We start from the raw sequence: 13241 nt of genomic DNA on the forward strand, positions 1-13241 counted from the left end.
CAATTATTTAGAAGAATACTATGTTAATTTCTCAATGGCTTTCCCTTTGCCAGCATATATTGCATTCTTTGCTGTGTCTTTCCTTCTGCAATTAAGCTTAGGAACGCCTCCCTTTCTAAATCAAGCAGATATTGCTCATCTACTTCTGTTCCGTATGGCACCTTACCACCTGCAATCACATATGCAATTTTCTTTGCTATCTTCATGTCATGCTCAGAAATGTAACCTGACAAATGCATTGCTTGTGCACCTAGTAAAAGCGTCGCATATCCTGTTTCACCGACTACTGGAATTTTTTTGCGAACAGGTGGTTTATATCCTTTTGCATAAAGAGCTAGAACAGCTTGTTTCGCATCATACAATTGATGATCGCCATTTACACTGATGCCGTCTGCTTTACTTAAGAAATTATTTAAGCGTGCTTCTTCACCAGAAGTTGAGACCTTCGCCATAGCAATCGTTTCAAATACTTTGTTTGCAACCTTTTGCAAATCAAACTCAATACCATTAGGCATATTTCTCAAGTGCTTAATGTAAAGTTCTTTGTTTCCGCCTCCTCCAGGAAGGAGACCAACCCCTACTTCTACAAGACCCATATAGGTTTCCATTGTAGCTTGAATATGTACGGATGGAAGGCAAACTTCGGCTCCACCGCCTAATGTCATCGCAAATGGTGCTGTTACTACTGGTTTTGGACTATACTTAATTTTCATCATTGCATTTTGGAACTGACGCACAACCATATCTAATTCAAAGAAGTTATCGTCCTGTGCTTCCATCAGCATTAAGGCTAAGTTGGCACCAACACAGAAGTTCTTTCCTTGATTTCCGATGACAAGCCCTTTATAATGTTTGTCGACCTCATCGACGGCAAAATTAATCATCTGAATAATATCAAGGCCAATTGCATTATTTGGGGAATGGAATTCTAATAATGCAACCCCATCTCCAATATCAATTAGACTTGCACCAGTATTCTTTTTGATTAATTTACCTTGTTTTTTCAATTGACTTAAATCAATTATCTTAGGATTGCGCTTTACTTGTTTGTATTCGCCTTTGTGATAGTAAAATGAAACTCCGTCTTCCTCTTTATAGAAAGAATTAATTCCTTTTTCCAGCATGTCTTTTACCCATAATGGAACTATTAATCCTGACTCTTCCATTAACTGAACCGATTTCTCAACACCAATTACATCCCAAGTTTCAAATGGACCAAACTTCCATCCAAATCCCCATTTCATGGCGTTATCAATCGAAACGATATCATCCGCAATCACATCCAATAATTCTGCTGAGTACACAAGGACCGGAGCCATAATATTCCATAATAAGCTGCCAACCTTGTCCTTTGCATATATTAGCGCTTTCATTTTTGCGGCTGTTCCTTTTTGTTGACTTGCCATTTGTAAGGATGGTGAAGTTAACTTCTTCCGTTCTTCATATTCCAAGGTTTCTGGATTAAGTTCTAATATTTCTTTTCCTTTTTTCAAGTAGAAACCTTGGCCAGATTTACTACCTAACCAACCCTTTTCAAACATTTTTTTCATGAAATCAGGTACTGCAAATACTTCCTTTTCTTTTCCTTCCACTTGTTCATATACGTTATTTGCCACATGGATGAATGTATCCAACCCTACCACATCAAGAGTACGGAACGTTGCACTTTTCGGTCTTCCTAGTAGTGGACCCGTTACAGAGTCTACTTCACCGATGCTGTATCCACTTTTGAGCATCTCTTGAACCGTTATTAAAAGACCATAAGTTCCAATCCGGTTTCCAATAAAGTTAGGTGTATCTTTTGCAACTACAACACCTTTGCCAAGAACATCTTCACCAAAAGTTTTCATAAACTCTAGAACTTTTGCATCTGTATTTTTGGTTGGTATAACTTCTAACAGCTTTAGGTATCTCGGCGGATTAAAAAAGTGCGTACCTAAGAAATGCTTTTTAAAATCCTCGGAACGGCCCTCCGCCATTGCTTCAACAGAAATTCCTGATGTATTAGAGCTTACGATAGTACCCTGCTTACGATATTTATCTACTTGTTCAAATACGATCTTTTTTACATTCAAGTTTTCCACAACTACTTCAATGATCCAGTCTACTTCTGAAAGCTTTGCTATGTCATCTTCCATATTGCCTGTCTCGATCAATGTTAGACTGTCCTTTGTAGTTAATGGAGCTGGTTTTTGTTTCAATAGTTTTTGCACCGCATTATTTGCAAATCGATTTCGAACTGCTTTATCCTCTAATGTTAAACCCTTAGCGGCCTCATCATTCGTTAGTTCTTTCGGTACAATATCCAACAATAATGTCGGAATCCCGATATTCGCCAAATGAGCAGCAATGCCTGAGCCCATTACACCAGATCCTAAAACAGCTGCTTTTTTAATACTGTAACCCAATGATATTTCCCCCTTCGACGATACTTTGAATGAATACTCATTCATTTTACTGCCAAAAAAATATCTCGCGAATGAGTTTTACTACTTCTAATATAAATGAATATTCAAATTCCATCAATAATTAATTCTCAAAAAATTTATAAATTTTAATTATGGATCAGACAATAAGCAATCTTCTAAGATATCCCTCTTTCTTTTATCATTTCACTTCGCCTAATGAAATGACATTTAAGTCATATTAAAGATGTTAATGGGAATTCTAATTTTTAGAAACGCATTTGGAGGTGATATTGGCGATGGCAAGACTTAAGAAAAATCCATCCAAGGCTGGTGTAAGTGCAGCAAGTGTAAAAGGAAATGCAGGTCCTACGGTTGAAGGGGATGGCGGCGGAAAAGTAAATAGTCAAAATAACCAATATAAAAAACGTTAACCATTAAAGGAGGTATTGCTATGCAGCAGCCATATCAACAACAAAATCAGCAAACGTCAATGAACCAGCCACCAAGCATTATTTCTACGAAGGATTTGTCTTATATTGACGACATGTTAGCTTGGAATTTGCTTGCCATGAAAAAAGCACATTTTGCAGCTGAGCATTGTCAAGATCAAGAAATAAAAGCTGCTTGTGAAAAATGTGGAGAGATGCACCAACGTCACTATAGTCAAATTCTCGGTCATCTTCAGCACCATTTGCAGCAAGCCAACCAATCCATTCAACAAAATCAACCAATGATGTAATTATAGGAGGTGTTCTACTATGCAAAACCAAGAAGGTATACAGAATCCACAAACGCAAGTTCCAAAAACACCACAAATGAATGACCGTGACTTTGCAAATGATTTATTATCAATGGAGAAATATATGACTGCTTCTTATAACAATGCATTAAACGAAGCAAGTCACCAAGGTCTTTATCAAGATTTATTATCTATTTTTAACGAAACTCAAAATGAGCAGCGCGAGCTCTATAATATCATGTTTCGCAAAGGCTGGTATAAGCTTGAAGAAGCAGATCAACAAAAAATGCAGCAATCTTATCAGCAGCATCAGCAATATTCTTCGCAATTCCCATATGGAAATCAAATGCATTAGAGTAGAGAATTATTAGATGATAGGAACAAGTATTGAATATGACCGATTTTTTGTCTTTCCTGTAACTTCGGGCACTTTCCTTCGTTGATTGTGCCCGTTCTTTTGTCTTTCCAACAACTTCGGGCTCTTTCCTTCACTGATTGTGCCCGTTCTTTTGCCTTTCCAACAACTTCGGGCTCTTTCCTTCGCGCAATTTGCCCGTTCTTATCTCTTTCCAACTGCTTCGGGCTCTTTCCTTCCCTGATTGTGCCCGTTCTTTTGCCTTTCCAACAACTTCGGGCTCTTTCCTTCGCGCAATTTGCCCGTTCTTATCTCTTTCCAACTGCTTCGGGCTCTTTCCTTCCCTGATTGTGCCCGTTCTTTTGCCTTTCCAACAACTTCGGGCTCTTTCCTTCGCGCAATTTGCCCGTTCTTATCTCTTTCCAACTGCTTCGGGCTCTTTCCTTCCCTGATTGTGCCCGTTCTTTTGCCTTTCCAACAACTTCGGGCACATTCTACCTTTCTGTAATAAAGGTTACATTCAAGATCATGAAGTAAAAAAAATTAACCGGGCGAAAACAAAGTTTCTCGTTTTTTTCTATGGCCACGAGAAACTTTCAAGCAAATTTAGATACTCAACCTTTTATGCTTTTAACAAATATTTCATCTATAATAGGAGTAAAGTAAACTGCAAGACGAGGTGCCAATTTTGTTACAAGCTAGTTTAGCTAAAAAGATAGTTCAAGAAGTTCGCAAATTATTAAATGAAGAGATAGTCCTAATGGATACGAACGGAATTATTATTGCTGCAACCAATTACACGAGAATTGGTCAGTTTCATGAAGGCGCTTTAATAACCTGTCGAACTGAAAGGAAGCTGATTATCACACAAGAAGATGAAAAAAAGCTAACAGGAGTGAAGGCTGGCATCAATTTGCCTATTTTTTCTGGAGATAATGTAGTTGGTGTCATTGGAATTACTGGGAGTCCGGAAGCAGTGTCACAGTATGGGGAATTATTAAAAAAGATGACCGAACTTCTGATTAAAGAAAACATCTATATGGAGGAAACAAGTCGACATATTCGGGCAATGGAGACATTTGTTTTTGATTGGCTGGAGCTTCGAGAATGGGATTCCACTTTTATCAATCGTGGGGAAAGACTTGGAATTGATTTAACTGTACCTAGACAATTAGTTATGGTCAAGGTTCTGCAAAATCAGCTAACAAGCGAACCATTCATTAAAAAGTGGCAGAATACCTTAGAAAATAAAGATGTAATGGTAAGATGGGGGCAAGATCGCTTCTTATTATTACTCGATGCAAACAAGCCGCTTGAGAAGAAACAGCTAAAACAAAAACTGAACCTTTTAAAAACAAAAATGAAAGAAGAACTTATTTTTGGAGTGGGGAATATTGTATCCGCGAAGGATTTAAAAAAGACATTTTTACAAGCTGAACGCGCTCTCCGTTCTGTAAAGGAAAAAGATTGGATTGCATTCGATGATGACCTCACTTTAGAGATGATTATGGATGATATGCGAATGGAGACAAAGATGTTATTTGTAGAACGCACACTTAAACCAATATTAAAGGAGCACGAACTTCTTGATACTATAAAAGCATATTTTCAATATGACTATTCTATTAAAGAAACCGCTAATCATCTGCATATACATATTAATACCTTACATTACAGGCTAAAAAAGGCGGAGGAATTAACTGGTTTAAATCCTAAAAAACCAAGAGATCAAACAATTCTTTACTTATGTTTACAGATTTTAGATAATAATACAAATTAGAAAGTCAATTTTACATTTTTTTTGTTCAAATATACATAGCGAGGATTCCTCGCTTTTTTTATACTTAAATCAATAAATATTACGGGAGGTGTGTTTTCTTGATTACTTCCACTCTAAAAGATGCTTTCGTTTCCATTGTTGGAGAAGATAACGTCGATGATTCAAAGGCTGGTAGACTAGTATATTCCTATGATGCCACACCGCAATTTCAATCTATGCCAGATATGATTGTGGCACCTCGAAATACAAAGGAAGTATCGCAAATCGTAAAACTATGCAACGAATATAAAATTCCTATCGTTCCACGCGGGTCTGGTACGAATCTCAGTGCAGGTACTTGTCCGACAGAGGGAGGGATTGTGATTTTATTCAAACATATGAATAAAATTCTGGAGCTGGATGAAGAAAATCTTGCTGTTACCGTTCAACCAGGTGTTATTACGCTTGACTTGACCAAGACGGTAGAGGCTGCAGGGCTTTTCTATCCCCCAGATCCTAGCTCGATGAAAATTTCAACAATTGGGGGGAACTTAAATGAGAACTCAGGTGGACTAAGAGGTCTAAAATATGGAGTTACCCGTGACTATGTCTTGGCATTAGAAATTGTTCTTCCTAATGGAGATATCATACGAACGGGCGGCAAGCTTGCGAAGGATGTTGCTGGTTATGATTTAACAAGGCTATTTGTTGGATCGGAAGGTACACTTGGTATCATCACGGAAGCTACACTTAAACTGATTCCAATGCCGGAAACAAAGAAAACGATGCTGGCACTGTATCAGGATATGGAAGCTGCTGCAAGAACTGTATCAAGAATTATCGCCAATAGGATTATTCCCGCAACCCTTGAGTTTTTAGACCAACCGACATTAGTTGCGGTGGAGGACTACGCTAAAATTGGTTTACCAACTAATGTGAAGGCTGTTCTTTTAATAGAGCAAGATGGTTCTCCTGAAATTGTAGAACGGGATATGAAAAGAATAGCGGAAATCTGTCAGGAAGAATTAGCGGAGTCTGTGCAAATTGCTAAGACTAATGAAGAAGCAGAAAATTTAACTGCTGCAAGACGTGCTGCGCTTTCTGCTTTGGCAAGATTAAAACCAACGACTATTTTAGAGGATGCGACAGTCCCGAGATCTGAAATTGCGAATATGGTCCGCGCTATCAATGAAATTGCTGATAAATATAATGTCAGGATTGCAACTTTCGGTCATGCAGGGGACGGCAACCTCCATCCTACATGTCCTACCGATATCCGCGATCGCGACGAGATTGAAAGGGTCGAACAAGCTTTTGCAGAAATTTTTGCTAAAGCAATAGAACTCGGAGGTACGATTACCGGGGAACATGGAGTTGGAGCCATGAAAGCCCCTTATCTTGAATGGAAACTAGGAAAAGCCGGAATTGCTGCGATGAAGGCAATCAAAGATAGTTTCGATCCAAACAATATTATGAACCCTGGCAAGGTTTTTGCGAAAGAGAGTAGGAAACGCTTGGTGGTGACAAAATGACAACGGTAAACGAGCAAGCAATGATAGCAAAGCAATTTGCCGAAAGGATGGATGAGGATGAATTACTAAACTGTATGAGATGCGGTTTTTGCCTTCCTACATGTCCAACTTACATTGAATCCGGATTCCAGGAAATCCATTCTCCGCGGGGTAGAATTGCCTTAATGAAAGCTGTAAAGGATGGAATCATTGAACCGGATGAGGATGTAGAACGATCTTTAAGCCTGTGCTTAGGATGCCGGGCTTGTGAGCCTGTTTGTCCTTCCGGTGTAAAATACGGTCATTTACTGGAAGAAGCAAGAGATATTATTCATCAAAACAAAAAGCATTCTATTCCAGTACAAAGTATTCGAAAAGCTGTTTTTGAAGGACTTTTTCCACATCAAAACCGAATGCAAACCGTGACTGGTTTATTAGGGTTTTATCAGCGGTCCGGATTACAAAAGATGACTAGGAAAATTGGGTTTATGAAGCTGTTCCCTGAGAGCATGGCAACCATGGAGAAAGTGTTGCCGAAGGTGCCAACTATAAAAGAAATGAAAAACAGACCCGAGTATTTACCGGCTCATGGTGTAAAAACAACAAGAGTTGCTTTCTTTTCCGGCTGTCTGATGGATACTATGTTTTTAGCTACAAATAAAGCAACAATCAAACTGCTTCAATTAGCAGGCTGTGAAATTGTCATTCCAAAATCACAAGCTTGTTGTGGAGCACTGCACGGCCATAGCGGAGAAAAAACAAAAGCAATAGAAATGGCAAAGCGAAATATTGAAGCCTTTGAAAATATAAACGCAGATTATATCATTACAAATGCTGGCGGCTGTGGAGCCTTTTTAATTGACTATGATCATTTACTAAAGGACGACCCTCAATGGGAAAAGCGTGCGATTGCATTTAAAAATAAGCTGAAAGATATTACTCAAATTCTAGTAGACTTAGAGTTTCATCGTAAAGTTCCGTTACGATTATCACATCGTGTTGTAACCTATCAGGACTCTTGCCATTTGCGGAATGTCATGAAAACTTCCGATGCGCCGAGAACATTATTGAAAGCAATCAAAGGTGTAGAATATCGCGAAATGAACAATGCAGACAGCTGCTGTGGTTCAGCCGGAATATATAATATTGTTGAATCCGAAATGTCGATGAAGATTCTAGACTCGAAAATGAAAAATGCCAAAGCCACAAATGCAACCACCATTGTGACAGCAAATCCTGGTTGTTTGCTACAAATGAAGCTTGGTATTGAAAGAGAAGGATTATCAAGCAAAGTGGAAGCTGTCCATATAGTGGACCTACTGGCCGAAGCAGCTTCCTAGGATAAGAAGGCGTCCCCTGATCCTTTAATGGGGCGTTTTTTTATTATCCTCTGCTTCTTTTTTGGGACGAGGGACCTGTCCCTGTATCCTGTTTAAAAGGAGACATATTGCACCCATTGGGGCATGTTTTACATCTTTTTCCGTCTTTTGCGTTTAATAAATTGGATAAGCAGCAAGTTTTTCGTACACGAATCCATTCATTAAATTCTTCACGGTATATTTTTTCACCATTAAATCTAGCAAGTGGATTTTGTAAATATGGACCAAATAAGGATCCTTCCGCCTCCTGCAATATATAACGAAAATCATCTTCGGCTCTTTGTTTTATTTCTATATCTTTTTCTTCCTTCATAATGGTCTCATATAACCAAAATACATAAATAGCAATATTCTCCCACATCACCATTTTTGAAAATCTCGTAGCCTCTCTAAGTGCTTCTATCAATGGGTGGAAAAAGTGAGTAAATAGATCTTCTACAATCGTTTCTCTCCATTGAGTCCGATTACCATACGATTCACTTACGATACAATCCCCTAGATAGAAATCCGGCAGCCACAATAAATCATTTTCTTTTTCAACAAGCTTCATTTTTTTTATATCAACATTTAACCTTTTGTTTAAAACACTCATAGTATATAAATGGATAACTGCATAAAAAGCCATTCTTTTCGTTAATAAAGAAGCTGTAACCCTTTGTGTTGGTGAGCCAATTAGTTTTCCAATATTATTTAGATGCTCTATTAATGTTGTATGATCAAATAACTCGATAACTGCAATACTTCCCCTGCCCTCGGATATCTGATTGATAAAGCGGAACTTTGATAGTTCATTCGCTTCATTGTCTGTTAAATTAGATAGCATTGATGGCTTCATCCTTTAAAATACAACGACCTTTTCCAAAGGGAATGCAAAGCGGTGTGCCAAAAAGCGGGTCCATTGTTACTTGACAGTCCATTTCAAAAACATCCCTTATCATTTGGCAGCTAATAACGGTTTCTGGTTTTCCTTGAACGTATACTTGTTTGTTTTTAATCGCAACAATATTATGAGCATATCTGCAAGCCAAATTAATATCATGTAGTACCATGATAATCGTGCGTTTTTCTTTCTCATTTAATTCAAATAATAAATCTAATATTTCAATCTGATGTGTCAAATCCAAATAGGTTGTCGGTTCATCAAGTAAAATGATATCCGTGTCCTGAGCTAGCGTCATTGCAATCCATGCCCGCTGTCTTTGTCCTCCAGAAAGTTCATCGACATGACGATCTTTGAACTCTTCCATTCCGGTTACCTTTAATGCATTCATGACAATCTCTTCGTCTTTCTCAGACCACTGTTTTAACCATGATTGATAAGGAAACCGACCTTGCTTTACAAGCTGAAGTACCGTTAACCCTTCCGGCGCAACAGGAGACTGCGGCAAAATGGATAATTTTTTCGCCACTTCTTTTGTAGGGAGTTTTGCGACATCCTTTCCATCCAAAAGGACAGATCCTGATTCGGGCTTTAAAAGCCGTGCAATTGATCTTAATAATGTAGATTTTCCACACCCGTTTCCTCCTATGAAAACAGTAATTTCACCTTTCGGAATGGCGATATCTAATTCATTTATGATAATTGAATCACCGTATCCTAATGTTAAAGACTTTGTTTCTATTGTCCCGGTCATGGTGTATACTCCTTCCTAATCAAAAAGTTTTTGTTAATTAAGTTCTATGCAGTTTTTGCCCGAAATAATAGATAAATAAAGTATGGTGCACCAATTGCTGCAGTAAAAACACCTGCTGGTATTTCAAGCGGCAGAAAAATTGTCCTTCCTATTAAATCTGCAAGCATGACAAGTATTCCTCCTATACATGCAGCAGTCGGAAGTAAGCCACCGAAACTTGAACCTACTAATCTTCTCGCCATATGTGGTGCCATTAATCCAACAAATCCAATTCCGCCAGCGAAGGCAACTGCTGTGCCAACTAAGGCTGTGCTTAAGATTAAAAGAAAAAATCGCTGTTTTTGTACAGGACTTCCCACACCAGTAGCAAGTTCATCACCTAACTCTTGAATATTAATTCTTCTAGCTGATATAAATGAGATAATAACAAGTACTAATACCGTTGGAATAATGATATATACATTACTCCAATTGGAGCCATTAACTGTACCGGTAATCCATATATTCGCTTCACTAGCTCGATAAATTGGTCCCTTTAACATAAGCATTGTCGTGATTGCCTGCATAACAGCGGAAATTCCGATACCAATCAATACTAGACGTATAGGTGAAACACCATTTTTCCAGGACAAAAAATATACCAAAAACGCGACTATTGTTGCTCCAAGAAAAGCTGCAACTGGTAACCAATCAATACTAACAGTTAAAATGTTATCTGCATTGCTAAATAACGCAAGAAAACCAACTACAGCTGCACTTGCTCCCCCCGTGATACCGATAATATCCGGCGAAGCCAGAGGATTACGGATAATTCCTTGTAAGATAGATCCAGCAACAGCTAAAGCCATACCAACGAACAAAGCAACGATAATCCTAGGAAGGCGGAATTTCATCACCACCAATTGATCCAAGGAAGATCCTCCGCCAAAAAATACTTTCAAAACCCTTACAGGATTTAATTTCATATCACCTAAACCAGTACTTATAACAAAAACAACCAGTAATAAAAGAAATAATGCACCTGTAGTCCAGAGAGCGCGACGGTCAAGGAGAAATGATATTTTCCCTTTTAATAGACGTAAACTTTTATATTGACTCATCGACTCGTTAACCCCTTCCTTGCTAAATAAATAAAGAATGGCGCACCGATAATGGCAGTCATTACACCAACCGGCACTTCTGATGGCATAATCACATATCTAGCAGCAATATCTGCTGCAATCAGTAAGATACCTCCTAATAGCGCCGAAAAAGGGAGTAACCAGCGATGATCGATTCCTATTATTTTTCTAGCAATATGAGGAATGACAATTCCAATAAATCCAATTGGTCCCGCAACTGCAACTGCACTTCCAGAAAGAAAGATAACAATCAAACCAGCACCAATTTTGACTAAGCCTATTTTTAAGCCAAGCCCCTTTGCCACATCGTCTCCCATAGCTAGTATATTCATTTTTCCAGCTAAAAGGAGTGCTGCACCCCATCCAATTATCATATATGGCAGCACAGATGTTAAAATTTGTAATTTTCTTCCTTGAACAGAACCAGCAAGCCAAAATAGTACTTGTTCCAATGCCGATTCATTTAATGTTAGTAGACCTTGTGTAAAGGAGGAAAATAACGCACCAATAGCAGCGCCCGCTAAGGTAAGCTTCATAGGAGTTAATCCTTCTCTGCCTGTATTCCCTAATAAATAAACAATAATTGCCGCTAATGCTGCCCCGGCAAATGATACCCAAGCAAATGCTTGTAAACTCGTAATATTAAACAATGTTACTGCAATGACAACAGCAAAACCCGCACCTGCATTTATTCCAAGAATTCCTGGCGATGCAAGGGGATTTTTTGTTAAAGTTTGCATTATAACACCGGACATTGCAAGACATGCCCCTACTGAACCAGCAATAAGAGATCTTGGTAAGCGAACAGTTGTGATAATAACATGCTTATTGGATCCATTAAAATGTGTAAAGGACTGAATAGCTGTTTTTATGGATGTATCTGTATATCCATATATTACACTCATCCCCATCAAACAGACCAAGCATAAGACAGCTATTATAATTCCAATAAACTTCTGCCAATTTTGTTTTAAGACCATTTCATTTTTACCTTTCCATCATTCTCTACCATTAGTCTAGGTAATGCTGAGCATGAAGTCAATGATTTTGATAATCGTTTTCAATTATATATTGACAGTCTGCTGCACTACTTATATGATGGAGGAGGAGTAAATGATAATGATTATCAATCATATTGAGGAGGTACATACATAATGGGGAAAACAAAATCCATATTTACCATAATTGCTATACTTTCCCTTCTTCTTTTAGCTGCATGTGGAAATAATAAATCTGGCGAAGTGGAAAAGGAAAAAGGAACAAATAGTAATGCTGCAGGAAAAAACTATACAGTTGAACATGCAATGGGGAAAACAACTATTAAGGGAACACCTAAACGTGTTGTCATTTTAACTAATGAGGGAACAGAAGCATTACTGGCATTAGGTATAAAACCTGTTGGAGCAGTTCAATCATGGACAGGAAATCCTTGGTATGACCACATTAAGGATAAAATGAAAAATGTAAAAGTTGTTGGTACAGAGGATCAAGTGAATGTGGAGGCAATTGCAAAGCTGCATCCAGATTTAATTATTGGGAACAAAATGCGCCAAGAAAAAATATATGATCAATTAAGCGCCATTGCTCCTACTGTATTTGCAGAAACATTACGTGGTGATTGGAAGGAGAACTTCTCCCTTTATGCTAAAGCAGTTAATCAAGAAGCGAAAGGAAAAGAAGTAATCCAACAATTTAATCAGCGAATCGCTGATATCAAGAAAAAACTTGGAGACAAAACAAATATGAAGGTATCTCTTTTACGTTTTATGTCTGGAGATGTTCGTATTTATCATAAAGATACCTTTGCAGGTGTTATTCTTGACCAGCTTGGGTTTGCAAGAGCTAAAGGACAAGATGCAGACGATTTTGCAGAGCGTAATCTAACAAAGGAAAGAATTCCAGCTATGGATGGAGATATTTTATTCTATTTCACATATGACACTGGCGATGGAGGAGCATCCTCATTAGAAAAGGAATATATTAATGATCCTCTCTTTAAAAACTTAAAAGTTGCTAAAGCCGGAAATGTTCATAAAGTAAATGACGTAATCTGGAATACAGCAGGCGGGGTAATAGCTGCCAACTTAATGCTGGACGATATTGAAAAGATATTCTTACATAAATAGAGGGAAATGGGGACAGGTACAACGTCCCCATTTTTTTATGGAACATTTCCCCTACTTTTCTCGCCTTTTTGAAACTGCATACCTGTTATTCTTCTTCTGGGAAAAGGAACCTGACCCTCCATCCCTCCGCTTTTTTTACTGTCTTCTCTTCTTTTACATATTACTCCTTTTATTGGTAAAGACTAATTGTTATAAAATGGCTGGATTTT

Annotated in this window: 13 protein-coding genes; 7 read left to right on the top strand and 6 right to left on the bottom strand. The window is 38.1% G+C overall.

Going from position 1 to position 13241, the window contains the following annotated elements; genetic code table 11:
- Window positions 1-23 precede the first annotated feature (23 nt).
- Window positions 24-2408, bottom strand: a complete 2385-nt coding sequence (locus CWO92_RS16815; RefSeq protein WP_268877600.1) for a 3-hydroxyacyl-CoA dehydrogenase/enoyl-CoA hydratase family protein — start codon at window positions 2406-2408, stop codon at window positions 24-26.
- A gap of 296 nt (window positions 2409-2704) precedes the next feature.
- On the opposite strand from CWO92_RS16815, the gene CWO92_RS16820 reads away from it, so the two are divergent.
- The 3 genes from CWO92_RS16820 to CWO92_RS16830 are packed head-to-tail and all read left to right on the top strand — an operon-like array spanning window position 2705 to window position 3502.
- Entirely contained in the window at window positions 2705-2839 is a 135-nt protein-coding gene (locus CWO92_RS16820; protein WP_101355417.1) for a YuzL family protein, read from the top strand.
- A gap of 20 nt (window positions 2840-2859) precedes the next feature.
- Window positions 2860-3147 carry a hypothetical protein gene (locus CWO92_RS16825; protein WP_101355369.1) on the top strand — a complete coding sequence of 96 codons (288 nt, stop codon included), beginning with the start codon at window positions 2860-2862 and terminating at the stop codon, window positions 3145-3147.
- A gap of 19 nt (window positions 3148-3166) precedes the next feature.
- On the top strand, window positions 3167-3502 hold the full coding sequence (locus CWO92_RS16830; protein WP_101355370.1) for a spore coat protein: 336 nt from the start codon (window positions 3167-3169) through the stop codon (window positions 3500-3502).
- A 308-nt stretch (window positions 3503-3810) separates the two neighbouring features.
- Here the strand turns inward: CWO92_RS16830 and CWO92_RS25495 are convergent, their stop codons facing one another.
- Window positions 3811-3993, bottom strand: coding sequence for a hypothetical protein (locus CWO92_RS25495; RefSeq protein WP_165786697.1), 183 nt, complete (start codon window positions 3991-3993; stop codon window positions 3811-3813).
- Window positions 3994-4190: 197 nt separating this feature from the next.
- On the opposite strand from CWO92_RS25495, the gene CWO92_RS16845 reads away from it, so the two are divergent.
- From CWO92_RS16845 to CWO92_RS16855, 3 genes are all read left to right on the top strand, one after another.
- Window positions 4191-5282: a CdaR family transcriptional regulator gene (locus CWO92_RS16845; protein ID WP_101355373.1), complete on the top strand. Its 1092-nt coding sequence runs from the start codon at window positions 4191-4193 to the stop codon at window positions 5280-5282.
- A 98-nt stretch (window positions 5283-5380) separates the two neighbouring features.
- A complete protein-coding gene (gene glcD, locus CWO92_RS16850; protein ID WP_101355374.1) occupies window positions 5381-6793 on the top strand; it encodes a glycolate oxidase subunit GlcD in 1413 nt (470 codons plus the stop codon).
- Window positions 6790-8112 carry a (Fe-S)-binding protein gene (locus CWO92_RS16855; RefSeq protein ID WP_101355375.1) on the top strand — a complete coding sequence of 441 codons (1323 nt, stop codon included), beginning with the start codon at window positions 6790-6792 and terminating at the stop codon, window positions 8110-8112. Before glcD ends, CWO92_RS16855 begins: the two co-directional genes overlap by 4 nt.
- 43 nt (window positions 8113-8155) lie before the next feature.
- On the opposite strand, the gene CWO92_RS16860 is transcribed toward CWO92_RS16855, so the two are convergent.
- The 4 genes from CWO92_RS16860 to CWO92_RS16875 are packed head-to-tail and all read right to left on the bottom strand — an operon-like array spanning window position 8156 to window position 11886.
- Entirely contained in the window at window positions 8156-8974 is an 819-nt protein-coding gene (locus tag CWO92_RS16860) for an IucA/IucC family C-terminal-domain containing protein (RefSeq protein ID WP_158177164.1), read from the bottom strand.
- Window positions 8964-9785 carry an ABC transporter ATP-binding protein gene (locus tag CWO92_RS16865; protein WP_101355377.1) on the bottom strand — a complete coding sequence of 274 codons (822 nt, stop codon included), beginning with the start codon at window positions 9783-9785 and terminating at the stop codon, window positions 8964-8966. The genes CWO92_RS16860 and CWO92_RS16865 overlap by 11 nt, the downstream gene beginning before the upstream one ends.
- A gap of 44 nt (window positions 9786-9829) precedes the next feature.
- Window positions 9830-10885 (bottom strand): FecCD family ABC transporter permease, encoded by a 1056-nt coding sequence (locus CWO92_RS16870; protein ID WP_101355378.1) that lies wholly within the window; start codon window positions 10883-10885, stop codon window positions 9830-9832.
- On the bottom strand, window positions 10882-11886 hold the full coding sequence (locus CWO92_RS16875) for a FecCD family ABC transporter permease (RefSeq protein ID WP_101355379.1): 1005 nt from the start codon (window positions 11884-11886) through the stop codon (window positions 10882-10884). Before CWO92_RS16875 ends, CWO92_RS16870 begins: the two co-directional genes overlap by 4 nt.
- Before the next feature lie 174 nt (window positions 11887-12060).
- Between CWO92_RS16875 and CWO92_RS16880 the strand changes: the two genes are divergently transcribed.
- The gene (locus CWO92_RS16880) at window positions 12061-13032 is read left to right on the top strand and encodes an ABC transporter substrate-binding protein (RefSeq protein ID WP_101355380.1); all 972 of its coding nucleotides are present in this window, start codon (window positions 12061-12063) and stop codon (window positions 13030-13032) included.
- Window positions 13033-13241: the final 209 nt, after the last annotated feature.

Source organism: Heyndrickxia camelliae (assembly GCF_002844575.1).
Taxonomy (GTDB): domain Bacteria; phylum Bacillota; class Bacilli; order Bacillales; family Bacillaceae_C; genus Margalitia; species Margalitia camelliae.

What these genes read in the sequence shown, in the direction of transcription:
- CWO92_RS16855 (WP_101355375.1), top strand. Translation starts at nt 6,790, where the DNA reads ATGACAACGGTAAACGAGCAAGCAATGATAGCAAAGCAATTTGCCGAA.
- CWO92_RS16875 (WP_101355379.1), bottom strand. Translation starts at nt 11,886, where the DNA reads ATGGTCTTAAAACAAAATTGGCAGAAGTTTATTGGAATTATAATAGCT.
- CWO92_RS16865 (WP_101355377.1), bottom strand. Translation starts at nt 9,785, where the DNA reads ATGACCGGGACAATAGAAACAAAGTCTTTAACATTAGGATACGGTGAT.
- CWO92_RS16870 (WP_101355378.1), bottom strand. Translation starts at nt 10,885, where the DNA reads ATGAGTCAATATAAAAGTTTACGTCTATTAAAAGGGAAAATATCATTT.
- CWO92_RS16825 (WP_101355369.1), top strand. Translation starts at nt 2,860, where the DNA reads ATGCAGCAGCCATATCAACAACAAAATCAGCAAACGTCAATGAACCAG.
- CWO92_RS16820 (WP_101355417.1), top strand. Translation starts at nt 2,705, where the DNA reads ATGGCAAGACTTAAGAAAAATCCATCCAAGGCTGGTGTAAGTGCAGCA.
- CWO92_RS16860 (WP_158177164.1), bottom strand. Translation starts at nt 8,974, where the DNA reads ATGCTATCTAATTTAACAGACAATGAAGCGAATGAACTATCAAAGTTC.
- CWO92_RS16830 (WP_101355370.1), top strand. Translation starts at nt 3,167, where the DNA reads ATGCAAAACCAAGAAGGTATACAGAATCCACAAACGCAAGTTCCAAAA.
- CWO92_RS16880 (WP_101355380.1), top strand. Translation starts at nt 12,061, where the DNA reads ATGGGGAAAACAAAATCCATATTTACCATAATTGCTATACTTTCCCTT.